Source organism: Streptomyces ortus (assembly GCF_026341275.1).
Taxonomy (GTDB): domain Bacteria; phylum Actinomycetota; class Actinomycetes; order Streptomycetales; family Streptomycetaceae; genus Streptomyces; species Streptomyces ortus.
Window position 1 is genome coordinate 6,514,694 of record NZ_JAIFZO010000002.1, and the last position, 24,770, is coordinate 6,539,463.

19 protein-coding genes are annotated in these 24,770 nt (G+C 72.4%); 11 read left to right on the plus strand and 8 right to left on the minus strand.

The window, feature by feature from the left end; translation table 11 throughout:
- Window positions 1-52 precede the first annotated feature (52 nt).
- Entirely contained in the window at window positions 53-424 is a 372-nt protein-coding gene (locus K3769_RS31845; RefSeq protein ID WP_267029709.1) for a PPOX class F420-dependent oxidoreductase, read from the minus strand.
- A 112-nt stretch (window positions 425-536) separates the two neighbouring features.
- Between K3769_RS31845 and K3769_RS31850 the strand changes: the two genes are divergently transcribed.
- Complete coding sequence (locus K3769_RS31850; protein WP_267029710.1) at window positions 537-1,805, plus strand: SGNH/GDSL hydrolase family protein; 1,269 nt, start codon at window positions 537-539, stop codon at window positions 1,803-1,805.
- A gap of 32 nt (window positions 1,806-1,837) precedes the next feature.
- Here the strand turns inward: K3769_RS31850 and K3769_RS31855 are convergent, their stop codons facing one another.
- Both K3769_RS31855 and K3769_RS31860 read right to left on the minus strand, forming a co-directional pair.
- Window positions 1,838-2,320, minus strand: a complete 483-nt coding sequence (locus K3769_RS31855) for a DUF456 domain-containing protein (protein WP_267029711.1) — start codon at window positions 2,318-2,320, stop codon at window positions 1,838-1,840.
- Window positions 2,321-2,356: 36 nt separating this feature from the next.
- Window positions 2,357-3,445: a helix-turn-helix transcriptional regulator gene (locus K3769_RS31860; protein WP_267029712.1), complete on the minus strand. Its 1,089-nt coding sequence runs from the start codon at window positions 3,443-3,445 to the stop codon at window positions 2,357-2,359.
- Between the two features lie 1,240 nt (window positions 3,446-4,685).
- Between K3769_RS31860 and K3769_RS31865 the strand changes: the two genes are divergently transcribed.
- Entirely contained in the window at window positions 4,686-5,855 is a 1,170-nt protein-coding gene (locus K3769_RS31865) for a protein phosphatase 2C domain-containing protein (protein ID WP_267029713.1), read from the plus strand.
- 135 nt (window positions 5,856-5,990) lie between these two features.
- Window positions 5,991-7,733 carry a pyruvate dehydrogenase gene (locus tag K3769_RS31870; RefSeq protein WP_267029714.1) on the plus strand — a complete coding sequence of 581 codons (1,743 nt, stop codon included), beginning with the start codon at window positions 5,991-5,993 and terminating at the stop codon, window positions 7,731-7,733.
- Between the two features lie 60 nt (window positions 7,734-7,793).
- On the opposite strand, the gene K3769_RS31875 is transcribed toward K3769_RS31870, so the two are convergent.
- Window positions 7,794-9,203, minus strand: a complete 1,410-nt coding sequence (locus K3769_RS31875) for a helix-turn-helix domain-containing protein (RefSeq protein WP_267029715.1) — start codon at window positions 9,201-9,203, stop codon at window positions 7,794-7,796.
- A 327-nt stretch (window positions 9,204-9,530) separates the two neighbouring features.
- Between K3769_RS31875 and K3769_RS31880 the strand changes: the two genes are divergently transcribed.
- The 3 genes from K3769_RS31880 to K3769_RS31890 all read left to right on the plus strand — a co-directional run bounded on the left by K3769_RS31880 (window position 9,531) and on the right by K3769_RS31890 (window position 12,146).
- Window positions 9,531-10,199 carry a hypothetical protein gene (locus K3769_RS31880; protein ID WP_267029716.1) on the plus strand — a complete coding sequence of 223 codons (669 nt, stop codon included), beginning with the start codon at window positions 9,531-9,533 and terminating at the stop codon, window positions 10,197-10,199.
- A 122-nt stretch (window positions 10,200-10,321) separates the two neighbouring features.
- Entirely contained in the window at window positions 10,322-10,909 is a 588-nt protein-coding gene (locus K3769_RS31885) for a hypothetical protein (protein WP_267029717.1), read from the plus strand.
- A gap of 808 nt (window positions 10,910-11,717) precedes the next feature.
- On the plus strand, window positions 11,718-12,146 hold the full coding sequence (locus K3769_RS31890; protein WP_267031619.1) for an ATP-binding protein: 429 nt from the start codon (window positions 11,718-11,720) through the stop codon (window positions 12,144-12,146).
- A 72-nt stretch (window positions 12,147-12,218) separates the two neighbouring features.
- On the opposite strand, the gene K3769_RS31895 is transcribed toward K3769_RS31890, so the two are convergent.
- Entirely contained in the window at window positions 12,219-13,250 is a 1,032-nt protein-coding gene (locus K3769_RS31895; protein ID WP_267029718.1) for a DUF2637 domain-containing protein, read from the minus strand.
- Between the two features lie 321 nt (window positions 13,251-13,571).
- Complete coding sequence (locus K3769_RS31900) at window positions 13,572-14,504, minus strand: (2Fe-2S)-binding protein (RefSeq protein ID WP_267029719.1); 933 nt, start codon at window positions 14,502-14,504, stop codon at window positions 13,572-13,574.
- A 149-nt stretch (window positions 14,505-14,653) separates the two neighbouring features.
- Between K3769_RS31900 and K3769_RS31905 the strand changes: the two genes are divergently transcribed.
- The gene (locus tag K3769_RS31905) at window positions 14,654-15,715 is read left to right on the plus strand and encodes a GntR family transcriptional regulator (RefSeq protein ID WP_372515086.1); all 1,062 of its coding nucleotides are present in this window, start codon (window positions 14,654-14,656) and stop codon (window positions 15,713-15,715) included.
- A 137-nt stretch (window positions 15,716-15,852) separates the two neighbouring features.
- On the opposite strand, the gene K3769_RS31910 is transcribed toward K3769_RS31905, so the two are convergent.
- Complete coding sequence (locus K3769_RS31910; RefSeq protein ID WP_267029720.1) at window positions 15,853-16,626, minus strand: hypothetical protein; 774 nt, start codon at window positions 16,624-16,626, stop codon at window positions 15,853-15,855.
- A 190-nt stretch (window positions 16,627-16,816) separates the two neighbouring features.
- A complete protein-coding gene (locus K3769_RS31915; RefSeq protein WP_267029721.1) occupies window positions 16,817-18,559 on the minus strand; it encodes a PucR family transcriptional regulator in 1,743 nt (580 codons plus the stop codon).
- Between the two features lie 356 nt (window positions 18,560-18,915).
- Here K3769_RS31915 and K3769_RS31920 point away from each other — a divergent pair, with 356 nt between their 5' ends.
- From K3769_RS31920 to K3769_RS31935, 4 genes are all read left to right on the plus strand, one after another.
- The gene (locus K3769_RS31920; protein ID WP_267029722.1) at window positions 18,916-19,803 is read left to right on the plus strand and encodes an FAD binding domain-containing protein; all 888 of its coding nucleotides are present in this window, start codon (window positions 18,916-18,918) and stop codon (window positions 19,801-19,803) included.
- A complete protein-coding gene (locus K3769_RS31925) occupies window positions 19,803-20,414 on the plus strand; it encodes a (2Fe-2S)-binding protein (protein ID WP_267029723.1) in 612 nt (203 codons plus the stop codon). The genes K3769_RS31920 and K3769_RS31925 overlap by 1 nt, the downstream gene beginning before the upstream one ends.
- Before the next feature lie 2 nt (window positions 20,415-20,416).
- Window positions 20,417-22,816 (plus strand): xanthine dehydrogenase family protein molybdopterin-binding subunit, encoded by a 2,400-nt coding sequence (locus tag K3769_RS31930; protein WP_267029724.1) that lies wholly within the window; start codon window positions 20,417-20,419, stop codon window positions 22,814-22,816.
- 309 nt (window positions 22,817-23,125) lie between these two features.
- A complete protein-coding gene (locus tag K3769_RS31935) occupies window positions 23,126-24,583 on the plus strand; it encodes an NCS2 family permease (RefSeq protein WP_267029725.1) in 1,458 nt (485 codons plus the stop codon).
- Window positions 24,584-24,770 lie beyond the last annotated feature (187 nt).

The following is a 24,770-nucleotide window of genomic DNA, read 5'->3' on the forward strand; positions in this document are numbered from 1 at the left end:
GGGCGGGCCGGTGTCGGGTGGGTGCCGGGCGGGCGCAGGCCGTCCGCGGCTGCTACTCCTCCTCCAGACCCCAGCTGTGGATCCGGCGAGGACGGACGCGGATCAGCTCCTCGCTGAAGTGCGGGCCCAACTCGTGCGGACCGGTCAGCAGCTCGGCCTCCCCGCGGATGTCCACCCCGCGCACCTTCCAGGGCCGCAGGCTGACGATGTCGTCGATGACGAGACCGACCTTCGGATTCTTCTGGAGATTGCGCCACTTCTTGGTGGTCCCCATGGCATAACCGCCGATGAGGATCGTCCCGTCGTCCTGCGGAAAGAAGCCGACCGGGTTCGCCTGCGGCTGGCCGTGCTGGTCGACGGTGGCCAGGCGGCCCAGCCGCTGGGATTTTAGGTACGCCCGTTCGGCTTCACTGAATGCGGTCATGTCAGCAGCCAAACACGGTTTCCGCGCCCCGCGCACCGGATCCTGACCCCGGGCCCCGGCACCTGTACCCCGCGGCCCTCATTCGGGCTCCATCGGTGGAAGGCAGGAACGCATGGCCGAGGTCGGACGAAGAGACGCCTGCCGGGCCCTGACCGCCGTGGCCGGCGCGCTGGCACTCACGATGCTCGGCACGGCCGCGGCCCACGGCGGACCCCCGGCCGCCCCCGATCGCCCGGGTGCGCCGGCCGCCCCCGGGCACTGGACCGGCAGCTGGGAGGCCGCCGCCTCCGGCACCGCCGCTCCGCTCCCCGGCGCCTCGATCCGCAACGTCGTCCGTACGAGCGTCGGCGGTACGGCCGTCCGCGTCCGCGTGTCCAACCGGCTCGGCACCCTGCCGCTGGTGCTGGGCGCCGCCACTGTCGCCAGGCAACGGCCGAACGCGCCCAAGAGCCCGAAGGCCGTCTCCGGCACCATGCGCGCCCTCACCTTCGGCGGCCGGAAGAAGATCACCGTGCCGGCCGGCCGGGACGTCGTCAGCGACCCCCTCCCGCTGAACGTGCCCGCCGCCGCGAACCTCCTCGTCACCCTCCACACCCCCGGCGACTCGGGCCCCGCGACCTACCACCGCGACGCACTGCAGACCAACTTCCTCGCCCTGGACGGCAATCGCGCCGCGGAGGTGGGCGGCGCGGGGTACAGGGCCACGACCACCTCCTGGTACTACGTGACCGGCGTCGACGTACTCCGTCCGCAGGCTCCCGGCAGCGTGGTCGCGCTCGGCGACTCGCTCACCGACGGCTCCGGCTCGACACCGAACGCCAACCGCCGCTGGCCCGACCGGCTCGCCGAGCGGCTCCGCGCGCTGCCGCCCGGCCGTCGGCAGGGCGTACTGAACGCGGGTGTCGCCGGCAACCGGCTCCTGCGCGAAGGGCGCGGGCCCAGCGCGTCGGCCCGGTTCGACGCCGATGTACTCTCCCGCACCGGGGTGCGCACGCTGATCGTGCTGGAGGGCGTCAACGACATCAAGGGCACGCCGGACCAGACCGACCCGGCCGCCCTCGTCGCCGCGTACCGCGAGCTCGTCCGGCGCGCCCACGCCCGCGGGATCCGGGTCGTCGGCGCCACGATCACCCCGTTCGGCGGCCACGGCGGTCACACGGCGGCCCGCGAGCGCGTACGCCGGGCGGTCAACCGGCTCATTCGCGGCGGGGGCGTGTTCGACGCGGTCGCCGACTTCGACGCCGTGGTCCGCGACCCGTCCCGGCCGGACCGGCTGCGGGCCGCCTACGATCCCGGGGACCACCTGCACTTCAACGACGCGGGCATGCGGGCCCTGGCCGACAGCATCGACCTCATGGACCTGGCCGGCCCCGCGCGGTGACCCAGGGCGGGGGCGGGCCCCGGCGCCGGGCGTCAGCCCCGGACGACGGCTCCCAGCCATGCCCCCGCGATCAGCAGACACGCGAACAGCTCCACCAGCACACTCGTCCCGCCCCGGCGCAACACCCTGCGTACGGACGTCATCGCGTCCCCGTGGCCGCCGAGCCGCAGCCGTTCGGCGAGGTAGGCGCCACCGAGAAAACCGGGGATCGCGCCGAGCACCGGCACCAGGAAGAAGCCGAGAAGGGCGCCGACACCCGCGTACACCGCCATTCGGGGGGTCGCGCCGCTCGCCCGCAGAGTGCGCGGCGGCAGCCACCAGCGGATCACGTGGGCGACGAGGAGGACGGCGGTGGCGCCCACGAGCACACCCCAGGAGAGCGCCCGGGGATCCTCGAACGCCCACCACAGGACCGCGGCCCAGACGAGCCACGACCCCGGCGCGCCGGGCACCAGCACTCCGCTCAGGCCGAGCAGCATCACCACACCGACCAGCAGGAGTTCCCACGCTCCCATCTGCCCAGGGTGCCTCAGAACGGCATGACCCGCAGGTCAGTCCGGTGCCGGTGCCGGTGCCGGTGCCGCTGCCGCTGTCGGTACCGGTGCCGCGGGCTGCACCTCCTGCGGGCCGCGGGCCACCCAGCCCTTCTCGTACGTGTGCCAGCCGAGCTGGAGGCGGGTGGTGACGCCCGTCAGCTCCATCAGCCGCTTCACCCGGCGCTGTACGGTCCGCAGCCCCAGGTCGAGCTGTTTGGCGACGCTCGCGTCGGTCAGCCCCGCGAGGAGCAGGGACAGGATCTCCAGATCGGTGCCGTCCGGCCCGTCCCGCTCCTCCTCGACGACGGTGGCGGGCCCGCCGGGCGTACCGGGCGCGCCGAGCCGCAGGGGCAGGGCGTCCCGCCACACCGACTCGAACAGACCCGACAGGGATTCGAGCAGCCCGCTCGCGTGGACGACGAGTGCGGCGGGTTCGACGACCTGCGAGGTCAGCGGCACCATGGCGAGGGACCGGTCGACGATCACCAGCTTGGTCGGCACCTCGTCCACGACCCGTACGCGCTCGTCACGCCCGAGGGCCGCGGACAGTTCGGCGATGCCGCCCGGCAGGTGCAGGACCGACCGCTCGACGACCACGCGGTAGCGGACGCCGCGGCCGGCGGCCTGCTCCTCCGCGTCGTTGTCCGTCCCGGAGACGACGACGGGGTTGCCGGTGACCAGGGCGCACACCTCGTCGTTCGCGCCGAGCTGGAGCTGCAGGAAGCGCTGGGCGACCGCGGCGGCGCCGGTCACCACCTCCACCAGGTCGACGGCGGCGGGTTCGGTGGCCTGCGCGCGGTATTCCTCGGCGAGCAGGGCGGCCGTCAGTTCGGCCTGGTCCAGCTCGTGGCGCCGCTGGGTGAGCAGCGCGCCGAGCGCGACGCCGGGCGGCGCGGCGACCCAGCGGCCGGAGCGCGCCGAGGACTGGGCGGCCAGGCCGTGCCGTTCGAGTCTGCGCAGCGCGCGTTCGGTGTCGTGCTCGCCGAGCGTGAGCCGCCGCGCGAGATCGGGCACGTCGGCGGCGCCCACGGACACCAGGGCCCGGTACGCCGACTCGTGCGTGTCGTCCAGTCCCAGTGCTGCCAGACCTGTCGTTCCGAGCATGCGGCGCCGCCCCTCCCCGAACACCGGCCGTGGCGGAAAACGGCCACGGCGTAAAACCGCCTCGGCACATCATCGCCGTACCGTCCGTGTCTCTGCCAAGGTGGCGCCGGGACGGTACGTGGCCCGGCGCCGGCGCGGACGGGCGCGGAGGGGCGCGGAGGGGCGCGGACCGACGAGGACCGGCCATTGACCGGCGGATCGGGGCGGAGACGGATGAACGGGACGGCAGGTGGAACCCGTCCGGTGCACAGCCTGGCCCCGACTGTGCGAGGCACATCCGGGGCCGGAGGGGTCGGTTCCGTGAAGGGCCGGCCGCCCAGACCGTGACGCGGGCCGCCGGGCCCGGTCACACAGGCGCCGCCGGGTGGTTCTCCCGTGGGGGGTGGGACTGCCCGGCGGTCCCGTATCGCTGGTTTTTCCCGATGCCCCGTTTTCATCGGGCCTCGGCGGTGGACAATTATGGGCATGAGCCAGCAGGGGGAGAGGCCGACCGGTCAGCAGGACGACTGGTGGGGGCAGCTGTACGACGACGCCACGGGGGACACGGGGCCGGCACCCGCACCGGACTCCCTGGACGACCGCTTCGCCTCGGCAACAGACACACTCACCCCACCCCCACCCCAGACCCCCGGCCAACCCCCCCGAGCCCCGTCAGGGGCGCGGGGGAACTGCGCGATGCTCAGCCCACGGCCTGCGCCTGAGGGCGGGCCTGGTGTGACGCCGCCCGGGGGCGGAACTGCGCGATGCTCAGCTCCTCACGGCCTGCACCTGAGGGCGGGCCTGGCGCGGTGCTACCTCAGGGGCGCGGGGAACTGCGCGACGCTCAGCCCTCACGGCCTGCACCTGAGGGCGGGCCTGGTGGTGCCGCCTCGGGGGCGCGGGGAACTGCGCGATGCTTCAGCCTCCACGGCGTGCGCCTGAGGGCGGGCCTAGTGCGGTGCCACCTCAGGGGCGCGGGGAACTGCGCGGCCAGCCCCACAGCGCCCGCACCCGGCACCCCGCCCGCTGGGCCACCGGCCACCGGGGCAGCGTGGAGAAGATGCCCCCACCCTGGTGGCCTCGAGCGGGCCCTTCGCCTCGCAAGCGCACGGCAGCGGCAGCGCCCCCGCCGACCCGCGCGACCCGGCCCCGCCGACGGCCCAGCACAGACCCACTTCGACGCAGCGGACTCCAGCGGCAGCGGGCCCCCTGGGAGGCCCCGCCCGCGGACCCCCCGGGCCCGGTCACCTTCCCCACCGCCATGTCCACGGAAGGCCCCCCGCCGGCCTCGGCGGCGGCAGGCCCCGACGAGCAGCCGCACCCCTCCGCCGCCCCGCCCCCCGCCGACACCCTCCTCGACATCCCCGCCGACCCGCCCACCGACCCGCCTGTCCTGGACGTGCCCGACACCCCCACCCCCCTCGACCACGTCGGCTCCGGCCCGCCCACCTACGACGCCGAACCAACCGCCCAGCCGCCCGCCGAACCGGACGACCTCGACGACATCGTGGCCGACACCGTGCTGGACGGGGCGTCGTACGGCACGTACACCCTGCGCGCCGTGTCCGTGCGCGGCGACTCCGCCCGGTTCCGGGGCGAGCCCCGCAGGGACTCCCTGCTCACGGCCCGCTTCGGCACCGGCGACGACGCGCTCGTCCTGGTCGCCATGGCGACCGGCGCCCGCGCCACCCCCGACGCCCATCGCGCCGCGGCCGAGGCCTGCCACTGGATCGGCAGGGCCGTGGGCCGCAGCCACGCCCGGCTGGCCCAGGACATCAGGGCCGCCCGGCGCGGCGATCTGAAGTCGGGGCTGCACCGCCTCACCGACCGCAGCCTCGGCAGACTGAGGGCCGGCGCAGTTGAGCGCGGCGTCCGACCCGAGGAGTACACCGCGAGCCTGCGCTGCCTGCTCCTGCCCGCCGACCCCGAGTGCCGTACGCGCGTCTTCTTCGGCGTGGGGGCGGGAGGCCTCTTCCGACTGCGGGACGGCGAGTGGCAGGACATCGAACCGCGCGTCGCCGACGCCACGGGCGAGGCCGTCGTCGGCTTCGGCTCCCTGCCCCCAGGGACGCCGCAAGGAACGCCGCACGGCACACATCCCGGCACGCCGCACGAGACGCCCGACGGCGACCGCCTCACCATGGACCTGGGCATCACCACACCCCCGAGCCCGTACGAACCGGCGCCCGAACCACCGCCCCGCGACCCCTTCCGCTTCCGGGCCTCCGTCGCCCGCCCGGGTGACACGCTCCTGCTGTGCAGCGGCGGTCTCGCCGAACCCCTGCGCGGCGAGCCGCGCCTGGTCGAACACCTCACCTCCCGCTGGTCGCGGAGCGAACCGCCCGGCGTCGCCGCGTTCCTCGCGGACAGCACGGTCCGGGTCAAGGGGTACGCGGACGACCGGACAGCCGCCGCCGTTTGGGAGGCGTAACCGCGCCCGTTGTGAACAGATGGGACCTGAAGGGATCCCGTGACAGCGAATGACAGCGAATGACAACGGTCGTCGAAAGACGTCGGCGGTCTTCGGCGCGGTCGTCCGCGGTCGACAGCAAAGGGCGTGTGACTCATGGCCAAGCAGAACGTCGCCGAGCAGTTCATCGACATCCTCGTCCGCGCCGGCGTCAAACGCCTGTACGGGGTCGTCGGCGACAGCCTCAACCCGGTCGTCGACGCGATCCGACGCAACTCCGCCATCGACTGGATCCACGTCCGCCACGAGGAGACGGCCGCCTTCGCCGCGGGCGCCGAGGCCCAGATCACCGGCGGCCTCGCCGCCTGCGCGGGCTCCTGCGGCCCGGGAAACCTGCACCTCATCAACGGCCTGTACGACGCCCACCGCTCCATGGCCCCCGTGCTCGCCCTCGCCTCGCACATCCCGTCGAGTGAGATCGGCCTCGGTTTCTTCCAGGAGACCCACCCCGACCAGCTGTTCCGCGAGTGCAGCCACTACAGCGAGATGATCTCCAGTCCGCAGCAGATGCCCCGCCTGCTGCAGACTGCCATCCAGCACGCGATCGGCCAGGGCGGCGTGAGCGTGGTGACGCTGCCGGGTGACATCGCCGACGAACCCGCCCCGGACAAGGCCGCGGTGACCGCCCTCGTCACCTCCCGCCCCACCGTCCGCCCGGGCGACACCGAGATCGAACAGCTCGCCGCGATGATCGACGAGGCCGACAAGGTCACGCTCTTCTGCGGCAGCGGCACGGCGGGGGCGCACGCCGAGGTCATGGAGTTCGCGGAGAAGATCAAGTCCCCGGTCGGGCACGCCCTGCGCGGCAAGGAATGGATCCAGTACGACAACCCGTACGACGTCGGTATGAGCGGACTCCTCGGGTACGGCGCCGCCTACGAGGCCACCCACGAGTGCGATCTGCTGATCCTGCTGGGCACCGACTTCCCGTACAACGCCTTCCTCCCCGACGACGTCAAGATCGCGCAGGTCGATGTGCGGCCCGAGCGGCTCGGGCGCCGCTCGAAGCTGGACCTCGCGGTGTGGGGTGACGTGAAGGAGACCCTGCGCTGCCTGACCCCGAAGGTGAGCCCGAAGAGCAACCGCCGCTTCCTCGACAAGATGCTCAAGAAGCACTCGGCGGCGCTCGACGGCGTGGTCAAGGCCTATACACGCAAGGTCGACAAGCACGTCCCGATCCACCCGGAGTACGTGGCCTCCGTGCTCGACGAACTCGCCGACGACGACGCCGTGTTCACCGTCGACACCGGTATGTGCAACGTATGGGCGGCCCGCTACATCACGCCCAACGGCCGCCGCCGCATCATCGGTTCCTTCTCGCACGGCTCCATGGCGAACGCGCTGCCGCAGGCCATCGGCGCCCAGTTCACCGACCGGGGCCGCCAGGTCGTGTCGATGTCGGGCGACGGCGGATTCTCCATGCTGATGGGCGACTTCCTCACCCTCGTCCAGTACGACCTGCCGGTGAAGGTCGTCCTCTTCAACAACTCCTCGCTGGGCATGGTCGAGCTGGAGATGATGGTCGGCGGGCTGCCGGCGTACGGGACGAGCAACAAGAACCCCGACTTCGCCGCCGTCGCACGGGCCTGCGGTGCCTACGGCGTGCGCGTCGAGAAGCCCAAGGAGCTGGCGGGCGCCCTGAAGGACGCCTTCCGGCACAAGGGCCCCGCGCTCATCGACGTCGTCACCGACCCGAACGCCCTGTCCATCCCGCCGAAGATCAGCAAGGAGATGGTGACGGGCTTCGCATTGTCGGCGTCGAAGATCGTCCTCGACGGGGGAGTGGGCCGCATGGCGCAGATGGCCCGCTCGAACCTCCGTAACGTGCCCCGGCCGTAGCGTGTCCTGGCCGTAGCGTGTCCTGATCGTAACGGGTCCTGGCCTTGGCGTGTCCCGTCGTCAGTCGGCGGGGACCCACTTGCGTTCCGAGCCCTCCGTTCCGTACCAGTAGCGCGGCAGGCCCTTGGTGGCGCTCGTACGGAACGGCCGGCCGTGGTCGTCGATACGGACCGTGCCGGTGCGCCCCTCGGAGGACCAGTCGAGCTCCAGGTACCAGTCGCAGCCGCAGGTCTCCGTCTGCGCCTCGACCAGCAGGACCTCCGGATCCGAGGCCGACACCCGGTAGGGCATGCGCACGGCGGGGATCGGCGTGCCGGTGTCGTTGCCGGGCACCGCGCGGGCGATCGGCCGGTCCTTGTCCAGGTCGACGGCGAAGGAGCGCGGGGTGATCGAACCGCCGCAGCCCTGGTCCATGGCGTAGACGGTGCCCGGATCGGGGGCGGTGCGGCCGACCACCCGGACCCGCAGATCCGTCAGGACGACGGCGGTCGAGGTCCGGCCCTGCACAGAGATCTCCACGTTCGTCTGCCGTCCGTGCACCGCGCCCTGGGTCGCCGCCCAGGTACCGGCGTCCTGCGGGGCCGGTGGCGGCGGAACCTGCCCCGGGTCCTTGCGGATGACGTAGTCGTGGCCGCAGCCGAGCTTCCACGCCTGCGAGTTCGCGGTCCAGGTCAGGGGTGCGGAGACGGCGGCGCCGCCGTCGGCCTTCTGCTTCGTGCCCTTGGTGTCCTTCGCGCCCTTCGAACGCGAGGGCCCGCCGCTACCGGGGGACTCGGACGCCTTGCCCGTGGTACTGGCCGACGGGCTGCTCCCACTGGGGGACGGGCTCGTCGACGCGCGGTGGCGGGCGTCCGAGGTGGCCGTCGTGGGAGACGGGCGGACGCTCCCGGAGGCGTCGTCGGAGGAGCGGTCGCCGGAGAGAGCCGACAGGCTGCCCAGCGTGAGAAGCAGCGCGGACGCCGCCGCGACCGTGACGGTGATCCGCCGCCGGTACCAGGAGGGGCGGGGGCGCGCGGCGAGGGCGGGGACCGCCTCACTCGGCTGCGCGTCCCCGTCCGCCGCCGTGTCCTCCGTCGCCTCCGCCGCCGCCTCTTCCGCCGTGTCCGTGGCCGGGGTCTCCGAAGGGCCGGGCGTACGGGGCCGTTGTCGGGCCGCGACCGCCAGGATCCACCGGCGGTGCAGTTCGAGCCGCTCCTCCGGCGTCGCCCCGCACAGTGCGGCGAACCGCTCCACGGGCGCGAAGTCGAGCGGCACCGCGTCGCCTGCGCAGTAGCGGTGCAGCGTCGAGGTGTTCATGCTCACGCGGCGCGCCAGGGCACCGTAACTGCGGTCCGTCCGTGCCTTCAGACGTCTCAGCAGTGCCGCGAACTCCTCGACGTCCTCGTCCCGAGTCGCCACCGTTCCCCCGTACTGGTCGTCGGTACTGGTCGTCGCCCCCGCCGAGGGGCCTGTCCCGGCCCGGACGAGCATCCCAGGCACTCCATATACCTGCACGTCAGGGGGGATGGGATGGTTCCACCGCGGCGGAAACGGCGTCGCCTGTTGCGCATGCCCCGAGTGACGGCTGATGCTTCTGGTGTCGCACCGACCGCCGCCGGGCCGACCAGCCGGCGGCAGCCCACGACGGGCCCTCGCGACAAAACCCACCACTTGTGCGGGCGGTTCGCCCTGCACACAGAACGGCCATGCACGGACAACGGCCATGCACGGACAACGGCCATGCACGGACAACGGCCGTGCACACAGATCGGCCCTGCACACGGATCGTGCAGGCATTCGGACCCAGGGGGACATGAAATGAGCAAGCACACACGAGGCGCGGCGTTCACCGCACTCGCCGCCGCGGCCGTCGCCGTCGGTACGGTACTCGCCGGGCCGGCCGGTGCCGTCGTGAACACCTCGGCACCCGCATCGGTGCCGGACGCGGTACCCGCCTCGGTGACGTCGAGCGGCACGCCCAAGTTCCTGTCGGCCTCCCAGCTGCCGCCGCACCCCTCGTCCGCCTGGACGGCCGGCAAGGTCACGCCCGGTGTGCCGGACGAGCTGGCGTTCTGCCTGGAGGACGCGCTGCCGGGCTACGACTCCTCGTACCGGGACTTCCGGACCGACCTGGAGACCAACGCCCAGCAGCTGACCATCGTCGTCGGCAGCAACGCGAAGGCCGATGCCCTCGCCAAGCGGCTGAACAAGGAGATCAAGGCCTGTGCGGCCAAGGCCGAGCAGGCCGACCCCGAGATCGAGGCCACCCTGAAGGACTACGGCACGCTGCCGGTCGAGGAGGGCGCGCACGTCTACGGGGTGCACACCAACACCTCGTGGGGCGCCACCGACATCAACCTCTACGCGGTCGGCCGGGACGGCCGGGCCGTCACCGTCGTGAAGTGGGGTCAGATGGGCGACTTCTCCGACGCGCCGGTGAAGGCCTTCAAGAAGACGACGACCACCGCGGTCAACAAGCTCTACTGACCGCCACCGAAGCCGGGGCCGCCCTCACGCGACGGGGGTCGAGAGGGCGGCCCCAATCGGCGCGACCGACCACCGCGCCGGACATGACCTGCGAAGAGCACCAGAACGGGGAGTACGGACCGATGAACAGCAACAACAGCAGCAACGGCAGCAGCGCCACCGGCTACACCAGCAGCAGCGCCGACAGCACCAGTCACACCCGTAACAGCGGTGCCACCGGCCGCCGGAGGGGACGCCGTGCCGCTCTGGTCGCCGGCCTCGTCGTCGCGACCGCCCTGCCGCTCGGGATCACCGCGTCGGCCGAGGCGACCTCGGCCGACGCGACGGCACGGACCGCCGCGTTCCGCTCGGTCAGCGGGCAGCCGTCGAACTCGGTGACCCGGATCGCCGACTTCTACGGCGCGTACATCGACGCGCAGAGCGGGCCGGGCGAGGGCGGAGACCTGGTCACCGAGCTCCGTAAGTACTACGTGGACGCCGACTACCTCAAGGAGATCGCGGCCTGGGAGGACGCGAACCACGCGGACGGCGTCCTGCGGGCCCAGAACGTACCGGCGAAGTGGACGGTCACCGACAACGGCAAGGCGGACCGCTCGGAAGCGGTCGTGACCATGACCTGGGGCGACAGGACCACGACCAAGCTCGTCGTCGACATGAACCGTGACCACGAGATCATCCACATCGGGGACAAGGGGATCGGCAGCAAGTAGGCCAAATAGGGAAAGAGGGTGAAGTAGGCCACGTAGGCCACGTAGGACCAGTAGGCACAGAAGCACCGCGGGCCCGCAGGCCCTTGGGCCCTTGGCCCCCGGGGCCCGCAGGCCCTCGACAGCCATCGGCCGACCGGTGTACGGCCGGTGCGGCAGGTGGCTGTCGGCAGATGGACCGAGCGCCGACGACCGTTCCGCCAGCCGGAGACAGAGGCGCGAAGCGGTGTGCGCCCGTCCGGTACATCCCTGCCCCGCCCGGCAGTTGGACGGCGTCGCCCCCCGCGCGGGGGCCGCCTCCCCGGCCGGGCCGCGACCGGCGGGGGAGGCCGTCGGCGGGGTCGCCCCACCCTGGCCGGCGATCCGTGCGCCCTGGACAGTCCGCCGCCCGACCGGACCCCCCCCGCGTCACCAGTACGTTCTCCGGCCGTCCCGGCGGAAGCGTACGCAACGCGCCGCACGGCACGCGCCCGTCGGCGTCCGCCGCCCGCGACCTGCTCACCACTTCTCGCCGTCGACGGCACCCTCCCGAGGACTTCTCGGGCGGCTCTCGGGCGGCTGTCGCCACTGGACAGCCCACGTCGTACGACCGTCAACGAGCCACGTGACGGCCATGGTTGAGGAATCGACATGACTGCCGGGTTTCCCGGCGGGGCATGCATTCCGTGAACGTGTTCGAGCAGGAGGGGTACCGAGAGCGGCGGGGGTCATGAAGAGGTATGCGCGAGGAGGCGGTCCCGTCTTATCCGGGGCCTTCTCGGCGGAGACGGTGAACGCGGCCACGACCGTGGACGACGCGGCGATCACGGCGATGACGGCGGAGACGGCACTCGATCAGCAAGGGCTTCAGGAAGGCCTGGCGCAGCTAAGGCGCAGGCTCCGGCGCTGCGATCTGCGGGCCGTGCCCGAGGTCCGCCGGGCGCTGCGGCAGCAGCTCGCCCACTGGGGCAGGCCCGGCAGGTCCGAGACGGCGGAACTGCTCACCAGCGAGATCGTGACCAACGCGCTCGTCCACACCGACCAGGAGGCCCTGTTCACGGCGACCATCGGCCCGCGCGGACTGCGGGTGGAGGTACGGGACTTCGAGGGACGCAGGCCGAGGCTGCGCATACCGGACCCCGACGAGGGCACGCACGGCAGGGGGCTGATCCTGGTGCAGTCGCTCGCCGACGCGTGGGGCGTACGCATGCACGGGGTGGGGAAAGCGGTGTGGTTCGAACTGGATGGGGGCGCGGCATGAATTGCCGCGCCCCCATCCAGAGTCGGGGCGGTGGAGAGCCCCGGGTCCCGCTCGGCCGAGCTGTTGTCCCGGTCAGCCGAACTGCTGCTCCAGGTCCTTCAGCTTGCGCTCAAGGGAGTCGAGTCGAGGGAGGGCCATTGTGTCGTCCTCCGCGGTGAGATCGACGGTCCCCGAGTCCCCGCTGCGGCGGACCGGCTGCAACGAGGGTCGGGCGCGGGAAGGTAGTTCCGGCGTTGATATGGCAGGCTCCGAGGCGACCTGAGTGGCCGTCTGGGCGGACTGGAGTTCCGCCTGACGGCCGCCGCGGCCGAGCGCGCCGCGGTGGCCGCGGGTGATCGCCTTGATGCGGGCACGGTCCAGCTTCTCCTGGTCGCGCCGGCGAAGGCGGTTCTGCTCCTTCTCGCGCTTGTCCTCGCGGACCTCCTCGACCGCCTCGTCCAGGCTGCGCACGTTCTCCAGCAGCATCAGCGACCAGGCGCCGTACGTCTCACGAGGAGCGCGCAGCCACCGTACGATCCGGATCTGGGGCAGCGGCCGGGGCACCAGGCCCTGCTCGCGCAGAGCGGCGCGGCGGGTCTGCTTCAGCGCGCGGTCGAACAGGACGGCGGCCGACAGGGACATGCCGGCGAAGAAGTGCGGGGCACCCGCGTGGTCGAGGCCCCGGGGAGCGTGCACCCAGTTGAACCAGGCGGCGGCGGCTGCGAACGTCCACACGAGTATCCGGGAGCCGAGCGCCGCGTCGCCGTGGCTGGCCTCGCGCACCGCGAGTACGGAACAGAACATGGCCGCGCCGTCCAGGCCGAACGGCACCAGGTACTGCCAGCCGCCGGACAGGTTCAGATTCTGCTCGCCGAAGCCGACCAAACCGTGGAAGGAGAGTGCGGCGGCGACCGCGGCGCAGCAGAAGAGCAGTACGTAGGACGCGGTGCCGTAGACGGCTTCCTTGCGTCTGCGGCGTTCTTCCGAGCGCTCCCACGAGTCTTCGGTCTGGCTCTTCTCCCCGGCGCGCTTGCCACGCGCGAGCACCGCAACCGCCGCCAGCAGGCCCAGGAGCAGCACGGCGCCGGGTAGCAGCCAGTTCAGCGATATGTCGGTCAGTCTCATCTGGGGTCCCTTGCATTGGGATAGGGCGTAACGCCCGTCATAGTGGCCCAATCCCGCGGGTCCTCAGGGGGTTTCGGGGCAAGAGGCCGCCAAGAGAGTGCAAGGGGATGCGCGTGGGCGGCATTCTCCTCGAACTGCCGCTTGAGGAGCGGGAGTTGAGTTCGAGTTAGATTACCCGTACGGGTGGTTCCACGGAAAGTTCCTGCGCCAAGTGAGGATATTGTGAACCAGCCGTGACCTCAGCGCCCGCGTCCATGGCAAAACACCGGGTCCGGCGGTGAGTTGATCTTACTTGATACGGAAGGCGCTCCCGCGCGGGGCTCAGGCCGCAGCCCCAGCCTCCGCCGCGCCCGGCGCCTCCGTCGCTGCTGCCTCCGCCTCCGCCAGGGCCGTCAGCTTGGCGATGCGTACGGCCTCGGTGTTGCGGGGGCAGTTGGCGCAGGTGTCCTCGGCGTCGAGGGTGTAGTAGAAGCAGCAGCTGGCCCGGTCGCGGGTGGGCAGGCACTGGCCGTTCGGACCGGTCACCTCACGGAAGCCGGCCGTGCCGACGTACGGCTTGATGGTGCCGGGGAACAGCTGTTCCAGCTCCCGCGTCGCACGCTCCTGCTCGCCGAGCAGACCGGCGACGTAGTGCAGGCTCTCGACGACCTCGTCGGTCGCCATGGCCCACAGGGCGCGCCCGCGGCGCCGCATGCGCGGGCCGAAACCGCTCAGGACCGGCTCCAGGTGCTCAGTGACGGAGGCCCGCACCTCGGCACGCAGAGCCTCTTCGTCCCGGACGACGCGGGCGCCGGGCAGGCTCGCCGCGGGGTCGTCCGGGAGGCAGGCGAAGGTGCCCACGCGTACCGCGATACGGCCGGGCATGCGCTGGAAGGTGACGTCCTGCACGGGGAAACGGGGGACGCGGCGCAGGAGGAACCACGGAACCGTGATCAGCAGACAGGCCGGCCAGGCGTACCGGTGGAGGCCGAAGCCGGCGATCACGTCCGGGCGGGCCCGGTGTCCGTGGTCGGCCAGCACCTGCTCGTCGTCCCACGCGAGATAGGACTCGAACTCGGGCCCCGCCTCCGCGAGCCGCGCGACACCGACCCGTCCGTCGCCCGTCGGGGCGGGCTCGCCCGGCGCGAGTTCCGTCACACCCAGGGCCGGGAACGCCTCGGTCATCCGCGTGTACGCCTCGGTGAGGACCGAGGGGGCCGGACGCGCTCCGCCGGTGGTCGCGGGCGCTGTCACGGCCGGGGCGGGAGCGGACATGCAAGGACCCCGTTTCTGGATCTTCGACAGGTAAGGCTTACCTTACCCGATAGGGTCGAGGTTTACCCTGTTCTGTCGGGTGCACGACGGACCCACCCGACATTCCCACCCGCACACCCACCACCAGCGCCAGCCCGGAGGAGGCTCCCGTGGAGAAGACCGGTTCGCGCGAGGGGTACGGCTCTGCCGCAGCCTCCTCGGAGCCGCGTCCTGTGGAGGGCCGAGCCGGGGCCGGGGGTGGTCGTTCCGAGGGTGCCGCCCCGCGGGTCCCGCAGCAGGCGCGCTCCGAGAGCCGGGGCGGCGACAGCGGTCGCGGTGGCGATACACGGCAGCACGGGGCAGGCCGTGCCGCCGCGATCCCGGCGGCTCCCGTCCCGCCCGCCGGGCCCGTCCCGCTCGCCGCGCCACCCGTCGCGCACGCGGCTCGCGGCGAGCACACCCACAGTGAGACGCCGATCCCGCAGCCTCGGGTGGTGCGCGAGGGCGCCCGGGAGCCGCGTGGCGCGGGCGGGCTCCCACCCGCTCCCGCCCCCGGTCCCGCTCCGGCCTCCGTTCCCGGGCTCGCTTTCGCCGTCGCGGCTCCCCGGCCTGTGATCCAGCGGGTCTCCGTCCGCGGACAGGTCCTCGACGCGCTGCGCTCGGCTCTCGTCGCAGGTGACCTCGCCCCCGGTGAGGTCTACTCCGCCCCCGCGCTGGGCGAGCGCTTCGGCGTGTCGGCGACCCCCGTGCGGGAGGCCATGCAGCAGCTCGCGAACGAGGGCGCGGTCGAGGTCGTACCGAACCGCGGCTTCCGCGTCATCCGGCGAGGGGCCCGTGAACTGGCCGAGCTGGCCGAGATCCGGGCCCTGGTCGAGATGCCGGTGATGCTGCGGCTGACCCGTACGGTGGCGGCGCCCTGCTGGGCGGAGCTGCGCGCGCTCGCCGACGCGACCGTGGCCGCCGCGGCCACCGGGGATCTCGCGCGCTACGCCGAGTCGGACCGTGTCTTCCACGCCGGGGTCCTCGCCCTGTCGGGCAACCGCCAGCTGGTGCAGCTCGCGGACGATCTCCACCGACGTGCGCAGTGGCCGCTGGCCGGAACCCCCACCCGGCGCCCCCGCGCCGACCTCCTGGCCGACGCCGGCCAGCACACCGCCCTCCTCGACGCGCTGACCAGGGGAGACGTCCCGACCGCCCAGTCCTTGATACGGGACCACTTCGCGGGCGCGTAACGGATCCGCCGGAACTGCCGGAGCTGCCGGACCTGCCGGGCCGCCTGGGTGTCGTTCGCCCGCGGGCCACGTGGGCGCGGGGCGCACCCTGCGGATGCGCCTTCATTCGAAAGCGCGCAGGACTCGAACCGCCGGCGTCAGGCCGTTGCCGCCGGTGGTGCCAACTGCCCCGCCAGCCACGTCGGTACGCCTCCGAGCAGTTTGAAGAGGCGGCCCGCCTCCGCCCGTAGCCGGGACGCCTCCGGTTCGGTCTCCGCGTCGGCGAGGGACGCCAGCGCCGGAGCCGTACCGACGAGGTAGCCCAACTCCTCGCGGATGCGCAGGGACTCGGCGAAGCCGTGCCGGGCCTCCGCCAGCTCGCCCTCGCGCAGTCCGAGTCCGGCGAGGTGGCGCCAGGTGAACGACAGGAGCAGCGGGTCGTCGTGCGCGGTGGCGCCCGCGTGGGCCCGGCGGTAGGCGGCGCGCGCGGACTGCGGGGAGTGCGCCAGGTTCTCCGCGAGCAGGCCGCGCCGGAAGTCCAGCAGCGCCCGCCCCTTGGCGCCCGGCGCGATCAGGGCCGCCGCCCGGCCGAGCGCGGCCCGTGCCTCGTCGGCGCGGTCGCGCACCGCCAGCAGCGTGGACGCGTACGCGAGCTGCCCGCGCTCGCACGCCGCCGCGCCCCGCTCGTCGTCACTCCGGGCCAGCGCCTCCGCCGTGCGCAGCGCGTCCTCCGCCTCCGCCCACCCCTGCTCGGTGTAGAGGCAGCGTTCGACGAGGAGGGACGCTCTCTGGAGAGCGGCCGATGCCGTGTGTGGTTCCAGGAGAGCGGCCGCGTCGGCCCAGCAGGCGCGCGAGCGCAGCCGCCATACCGCGGTCTGGAGTGGATCGTCCCCTGCAGTCGTTCCGTAACCAGACATGGCGGGATGCGCCACGTTGCCCTCCCCGAGCACGCCATTGAGCTGTTGAGTGGTGGCGGCATCTCAGCACGAATCAGCGCGCCCGGCCAAGGGGGTAGGTGAAGGATTTCACAAAGTCGTGTGTCGGAGAAGAGACTTGACGCCCGTCCCCGGCTCCCCGCCGCACCCGGGCGGCGGTGACCGCGCCGCCCGCGGCGCTGTGACCTCAGCTCATCCGCAGCGCGAGGAAGAAGTCCAGCTTGTCCTCGAGCCGGGAAAGATCTCGGCCCGTCAACTGCTCGATACGTCCGACCCGATAGCGCAGCGTGTTGACGTGCAGATGCAGCCGGGCCGCGCAGCGGGTCCAGGACCCGTCGCAGTCGAGGAACGCCTCCAGCGTCGGGATCAGCTCGGCGCGGTGCCGGCGGTCGTACTCGCGGAGCGGGTCCAGCAGCCGGGCCGTGAAGGCGCGGCGCACGTCGTCCGGTACGAAGGGCAGCAGCAGCACGTGCGACGCCAGCTCCTGGTGGCCCGCCGCGCACACCCGCCCGGGCCGGGCCGCCGCCACCCGCCGCGCGTGCCGTGCCTCCTCCAGGGCGCCGCGCAGGCCCTCCGCCGAGTGCACGGCCGCGCTGACGCCCAGCGTGAGCCGCCCGTCGCCGTCGAGTCCGGCCGACAGCGGCGCGCGTACGGCCTCCAGGATCGCGTCGGCGAGCAGGCCCGTCTCCGAGCCGTCGTGCTCCGAGGAGACGGCCGGCAGCGGAACGAGCGCGACGGCCTCGTCACCCGTGTGGGCGACCGCGATCCGGTCCGACGGCTCGGGACCCGACGAGCGCGGGTCGACCAGGATCTCCTCCAGCAGCGCCTGCGCCACCGGACCGCCCGCCAGAGATCCCGCGGGCCCCTCGGTCCGTCTGCCACCGCCGCCGGACTCGGCCGCGGATCCCGCGGACCCGCCTTTCGCCTCGTCCCATTCGACCCGGGCGACCACGACCTGCCAGTGCGGGGCCGCGCCGAGGCCCGGCAGCAGCACGGGCGCGGCGACCCGCAGCCGCGCCGCGATCTCGGCGGGCGCGGCGCCGGTCTGCACCAGCTCCAGCACCTCCTGCGCGAGCCTGCGCCGCACGGTGCGCGCCGCGTCCCGGCGGTCCCGCTCCACGGCGATCAGCTGCGTCACGCCCTCCAGCAGGTCGAGCCGCTCCGCCGGCCAGTCCCCGGCGTCCGCCTCGACCGCGAGCAGCCACTCCGATAGCACCGTCTCGCGTACGTCGCGCGCGCCCGCCGTACCGCGTCCGCCGCCGCGGACCGGGAACAGCGAGTACGTGGCCGGGCCCACCGTCACCCGGTGCGGGCCGCGCCGGCCCGAGCGGACCGCCGCCAGGTGCTCACCGGCCAGCGCGGTGCACACCCCCGCGGGCAGCTCGGTCTCCGCGAGCCGCGAGCCCGCGATGAGGCGCCCGGCGGGGGAGAGCACCCAGGCCCGCAGGTCCAGGTCGGAACCGAGCAGGTCGAGGACCACGTCCGGGCCGCCGCCCGCCGGGCCGGAGGTCATCATCCGGCGGTGCCGGTCCACCACGGCCGCCAGGTCCCCGGCGCGCTCGCCCGACACCTGCCGAACGACGTGCTCGGTGATCGTCGCGAAGGCCACCGACTCGTTGACGGCGAACAGCGGCAGCCGGTGCCGCGCGCAGGCCACGACCAGGTCGTCCGGTACCGGGCCCAGCTCGGCCTCGCCCGCGGCCAGCGCCGTGACGCCGGCGCCCGCGAGGAGCCGTACGAAGGGTTCGGAGTCGGCCGGGCCCCGGCGCCAGGCGAGTCCGGTGAGGACCAGCTCACCGCCCGACAGATAGCGGCTGGGGTCCCGCAGGTCCGTGGTCATCACGCCCCGCACCGTGCGGTCCAGCTCGTCCTGGCCGCCGAGCAGCCGCAGGCCCAGCGCGTCCGTGTCCAGCAGTGCGCGCAGCCGCATCTCGTCGCCGCCGTTCTGTCTCGAAAAATTACGTTGGATGGAGAACCGATGGAGGGGGTCGAACCGATGAAGGGGAGAGAGGAGGACTCATTCCGGCCGGTGGCCGACGCGCAGCGGACCGCGTCCGACGTTTCCCAGGGAAAGCCAAGAGGTTACTGATGACTGCCGTTCATACGAATCTACAAGATGCGCGCCCTGGCCAGCCAACTCCTTCATGGTTTCGGTGACTGACCCCGTTGGAGGAACGCGCTGTGTACTGGCTCCCATCCACGTGAACACCTCATGAACGAGCCTGGGCCGCCGCACACGATCTGGCTTGATCAGCACCATCCACGAGACGAAGAAGAGAGCCGGTCATGGACTTCCTTCGCCCCGCCAGCTGGGAGGAGGCGCTCGCCGCGAAGGCAGCGCATCCCACGGCTGTGCCGATTGCGGGTGGCACCGATGTGATGGTCGAGATCAACTTCGACCACCGCCGGCCCGAGTACCTGCTGGACCTGAACCGCGTCCGCGAGCTGGGCGACTGGGAGGTCGGCGAGGAGTCGGTCCGCCTCGGCGCCTCCGTCCCGTACTCGGCGATCATGGACAACCTCCGCGGCGAGCTGCCCGGCCTGGCCCTGGCCTCCCACACCGTGGCCTCCCCGCAGATCCGCAACCGCGGCGGAGTCGGCGGCAATCTCGGCACCGCCTCCCCGGCCGGTGACGCCCACCCCGCCCTCCTCGCGGCGGGCGCCGAGGTCGAGGCCGAGTCCGTGCGGGGCTCGCGGCTGATCCCGATCGACGCCTTCTACACCGGGGTGAAGCGCAACGCGCTCGCACCCGACGAGCTGATCCGCGCCGTCCACATCAAGAAGGCGGACGGCCCGCAGCAGTACTCCAAGGTCGGCACCCGCAACGCCATGGTGATCGCCGTGTGCGCCTTCGGTCTCGCCCTGCATCCCGCCACCCGCACGGTCCGCACCGGCATCGGTTCGGCGGCCCCCACGCCCGTCCGGGCCACGGCGGCGGAGGAATTCCTGAACGCGGCGCTCGAAGAGGGCGGCTTCTGGGACAACGGCAAGATCATCACCCCGTCGGTGGCCAAGCAGTTCGCCGAGCTGTGCTCCGGCGCCTGCAACCCCATCGACGACGTCCGGGGCACCGCGAGCTACCGCCGGCACGCGGTGGGCATCATGGCCCGCCGCACGCTCACCTGGACCTGGGAGTCGTACCGCGGCACCGCCGCCACGGAGGGAGTCGCGTAATGCGCGTCAATTTCACGGTCAACGGCCGTCCGCAGGAAGCCGACGACGTATGGGAGGGCGAGTCCCTGCTGTACGTACTGCGGGAGCGCCTGGGCCTGCCGGGCTCGAAGAACGCCTGCGAGCAGGGCGAGTGCGGCTCCTGCACGGTCCGCCTCGACAACGTCCCGGTGTGCTCCTGTCTGGTCGCGGCCGGACAGGTCGAGGGCCGCGACGTCGTCACGGTCGAGGGCCTGGCGGACTTCGCCAAACAGCGATCGGACCACGGCGCCTGTGCCTCCGGGGCCTCCGGAGCGCCCGCGGCCCCCGGCGGCTGCGGTACGCCGCTGGACGCGGCCAAGCGCTGGGAGGCGCGGCCCGCCGACTCGCAGACCGGCGAGGGGGCCGAACTAGCCCCGATCCAGCAGGCGTTCATCGACGCCGGAGCCGTCCAGTGCGGCTTCTGCACCCCCGGCCTGCTGGTCGCCGCCGACGAGATGCTGGAGCGCAACCCGACCCCGACCGACGCGGACATCCGCGAGGCGCTCTCGGGCAACCTCTGCCGCTGCACCGGCTACGAGAAGATCATGGACGCGGTCCGCCTGGCGGCCGCCCGGCAGGGAGAGGCGGTCTGACGATGGCTACGAACACCGCTCCCGTCGGTACTCCCACGAAGGTCACCCAGGGTTCACGGACCAAGGGCGGCATCGGCGAGTCCACACTGCGCCCGGACGGCACGCTCAAGGTCACGGGCGAGTTCGCGTACTCCTCCGACATGTGGCACGAGGACATGCTGTGGGGCCAGATCCTGCGCTCCACGGTCGCGCACGCCGAGATCCTCTCCATCGACACCGGTGAGGCCCTTGCGACGCCCGGCGTCTACGCGGTCCTGACGTACGACGACCTGCCGACCGCCGTGAAGAACTACGGCCTGGAGATCCAGGACACCCCCGTACTGGCCCACGGCCGGGTACGCCACCACGGCGAGCCCGTCGCGATCGTGGCCGCCGACCACCCCGAGACCGCCCGCCGTGCCGCCGCCAAGATCAAGGTGGAGTACCGGGACCTGCCGGTCGTCACGGACGAGGCCTCGGCGACCGCGCCGGACGCCCCGCTGATCCACGAAGGCCGCGACGACCACCACATCGGGCACGTCTCCCACCCGAACATCGTCCACCGCCAGCCGATCGTCCGCGGCGACGTCGAGTCGGCCCGCGAGCGCGCCGACTTCGTCGTCGAGGGGGAGTACACCTTCGGCATGCAGGACCAGGCGTTCCTCGGCCCCGAGTCGGGCCTGGCCGTACCCGCCGAGGACGGCGGCGTGGACCTCTACGTCGCCACCCAGTGGTTGCACTCCGACCTGCGCCAGATCGCCCCGGTCCTCGGCCTGCCCGAGGACAAGGTGCGGATGACGCTGTCCGGTGTCGGCGGCGCGTTCGGGGGCCGCGAGGACCTGTCCATGCAGATCCACGCCTGTCTGCTGGCACTCCGCACGGGCAAACCCGTCAAGATCGTCTACAACCGCTTCGAGTCCTTCTTCGGCCATGTCCACCGCCACCCCGCGAAGCTCCACTACGAGCACGGGGCGACGAAGGACGGGAAGCTGACCCACATGAAGTGCCGGATCGTCCTGGACGGCGGGGCGTACGCCTCCGCCTCCCCGGCGGTCGTCGGCAACGCGGCATCCCTGGCGGTCGGCCCGTACGTCCTCGAAGACGTCGACATCGAGGCCGTCGCCCTCTACTCCAACAACCCGCCCTGCGGCGCCATGCGCGGCTTCGGCGCGGTCCAGGCATGCTTCGCCTACGAGGCGCAGATGGACAAGCTCGCCGACGCGGTGGGCATGGACCGGGTGGAGTTCCGGCAGCTCAACGCGATGTCCCAGGGCACGCTGATGCCCACCGGCCAGCCCGTCGACTCGCCTGCCCCGGTCGCCGAACTCCTGCGGCGTGTCAAGGCGATGCCCATGCCGCCGGAGCAGCAGTGGCTCGCGGCCGGCGAGGCGGCGGACGTCCGCCAGCTCCCCGGCGGCCTCTCGAACACCACCCACGGCGAAGGCGTCGTACGGGGCGTCGGCTACGCGGTCGGCATCAAGAACGTCGGCTTCTCCGAGGGATTCGACGACTACTCGACCGCCAGGGTCCGTATGGAGGTCGTCGGCGGCGAACCCGTCGCGACCGTCCACACCGCGATGGCGGAGGTCGGCCAGGGCGGGGTCACGGTCCACGCGCAGATCGCCCGCACGGAGCTGGGCGTCGCCCAGGTGACGATCCAGCCGGCGGACACGCGGGTGGGCTCGGCCGGTTCGACCTCGGCGTCCCGTCAGACGTACGTCACCGGCGGCGCCGTGAAGAACGCGTGCGAGCTGGTCCGCGAGAAGGTCCTGGAGATCGGCCGCCGCAAGCTCGGTACGTACCATCCGGCCTGGGCGACCGCCGAACTGCTCCTGGAGGGCGGCAAGGTCGTCACCGACGGGGGCGAGGTCCTGGCCGACCTGGCGGACGTCCTCGAAGACGAGGCCGTCGAGGTCGAGGAGGAGTGGCGGCACCGGCCGACCGAGGCCTTCGACCTGCGGACCGGACAGGGCTTCGGACACGTCCAGTACTCGTTCGCCGCCCACCGCGCCGTCGTCGAGGTCGACACCGAACTGGGCCTGGTCAAGGTCATCGAGCTGGCCTGCGCCCAGGACGTCGGCAAGGCGCTCAACCCGCTGTCCGTCATCGGCCAGATCCAGGGCGGTACGACCCAGGGCCTGGGGATCGCGGTGATGGAGGAGATCATCGTCGACCCCGTCACGGCGAAGGTCAGGAACCCGTCCTTCACCGACTACCTCATCCCCACGATCCTCGACACGCCGACCATCCCCGTCGATGTGCTCGAACTCGCCGACGACCACGCGCCGTACGGGCTCCGCGGCATCGGCGAGGCTCCGACCCTGTCCTCCACCCCGGCCGTCCTGGCGGCGATCCGCAACGCGACGGGCCTGGAACTCAACAGAACACCTGTCCGCCCGGAACACCTCACCGGCACGGCGTAACCCGCCTGCCGCCTCTGCGAGCAGGCACCTGCCGTTGCTCGTGGGCAGTGCCCCCGCCCTTGCCGTGGAGGCGTTCCGCTGGGGGGTCCCCCCAGGCCCTTGAGGCACTGAGGGAGGAACAGGCGGGCACAGCAAGGGCCACCCCGGCGCCGGGTGACCGTGTATCCCACGGCACCCGGTCCCCGGCAACCGCGCAAGTACAGCACCGCGTCTCGTCTCGGGCCGTCCCCCGGGTCGTGCACCTTCCCAAAACCCGCGCAAGCAGAAAGCAAGGCGCGGGTGCCCCTATGAACCTTGGGAGAAGGCACCATGACCCAGCAGTCACTGGAGCCCAGGAAAACCGCCGACGACGCGGGTGAAGGAACCCGCGTCCCGGCCGGCCGGTCCTGGCTCGACCGCTACTTCCACATCTCCCCACGGGGAAGCACGGTCGCGCGTGAGATGCGCGGCGGCGTCACGACCTTCATGGCGATGGCGTACATCCTGCTCCTCAACCCCCTCATCCTGTCCGGCAAGGACGTCGCGGGGGACACGCTCGGCCGGCAGGCCCTGATCACCGCGACGGCGTTCGCCGCGGCCTTCACCACACTCCTGATGGGCTTCTTCGGCAAGGTCCCGCTGGCCCTCGCGGCGGGCCTGTCCGTCTCCGGCGTGCTCTCCTCGCAGGTCGCGCCCCAGATGACCTGGCCGCAGGCCATGGGCATGTGCGTGATGTACGGCGTGGTGATCATGTTGCTCGTGGTCACCGGGCTACGCGAGATGATCATGAACGCGATTCCGCTGGCACTGAAACACGCGATCACGATGGGTATCGGGCTGTTCATCGCACTCATCGGCCTGGTGAAGGCGGGCTTCGTCCACCAGGGCACGGCGACCCCGGTCTCGCTCGGCGCCACGGGCGAACTGGCGGGCTGGCCGGTGCTGCTGTTCGCCGTCACGCTGCTCGCCATCTTCATGCTGCAGGCGCGCGGCGTCCCCGGCGCGATCCTGATCGGCATAGTCGGCGGCACCGTGCTCGCGGTGGGCCTCAACGCTCTCGACGTCATCGACCCGAAGCAGTGGGCCAGCGGGGCGCCCGAACTGCACGGCAGCGCGGTGTCGATGCCCGACTTCTCGATCTTCGGTGACGTCGAGTTCGGCGGGTGGGGCGAGGTCGGCGCGATGACGGTCGGCATGATCGTCTTCACGCTCGTCCTCGCCGGGTTCTTCGACGCGATGGCCACCATCATCGGGGTCGGCACCGAGGCGGGCCTCGCCGACGACAAGGGCCGCATGCCGGGCCTGTCCAAGGCGCTGTTCATCGACGGGGCGGGCGGCGCGATCGGCGGGGTGGCGGGCGCGTCCGGCCAGACGGTGTTCGTGGAGTCGGCGACGGGGGTCGGCGAAGGTGCCCGCACCGGACTCTCCTCCGTGGTCACGGGCCTGTTCTTCGCGGCCTGTCTCTTCTTCACCCCGCTGACGGCGATCGTGCCCGGGGAGGTCGCGGCGGCGGCCCTCGTCGTCATCGGCGCCATGATGATGATGAACGCGCGCCATGTGGACTGGGCCGACCGCGCCACCGCGATACCGGTCTTCCTGACCGTCGTGATCATGCCGTTCACGTACTCGATCACGGCGGGGGTCGCGGCCGGAGTCATCAGTTACGTCGCCATCAAGATCGCCCAGGGCAGGGCGCGGGAGGTCGGGGCGTTCATGTGGGGCCTCACGGTGATCTTCCTGATCTTCTTCGCGCTGAGCCCGATAGAGAGCTGGATGGGCATCCACTAGGCGTTCCGCCGAGGGCGCCGGCGATGCAACCCGCGCCCCGCAAGGGGCGCGGGGAACGGCGCGGCCGGCCCCAACTCACCCGCAGCCGACACGGAGCCGCCCGCCAGAGCACCACTGCCCGCACCTGGCGAGAGGGGCGCTCCACAGTGCCCCTTCCAGGGGCGCGGGGAACGGCGCGGCTGGCCAC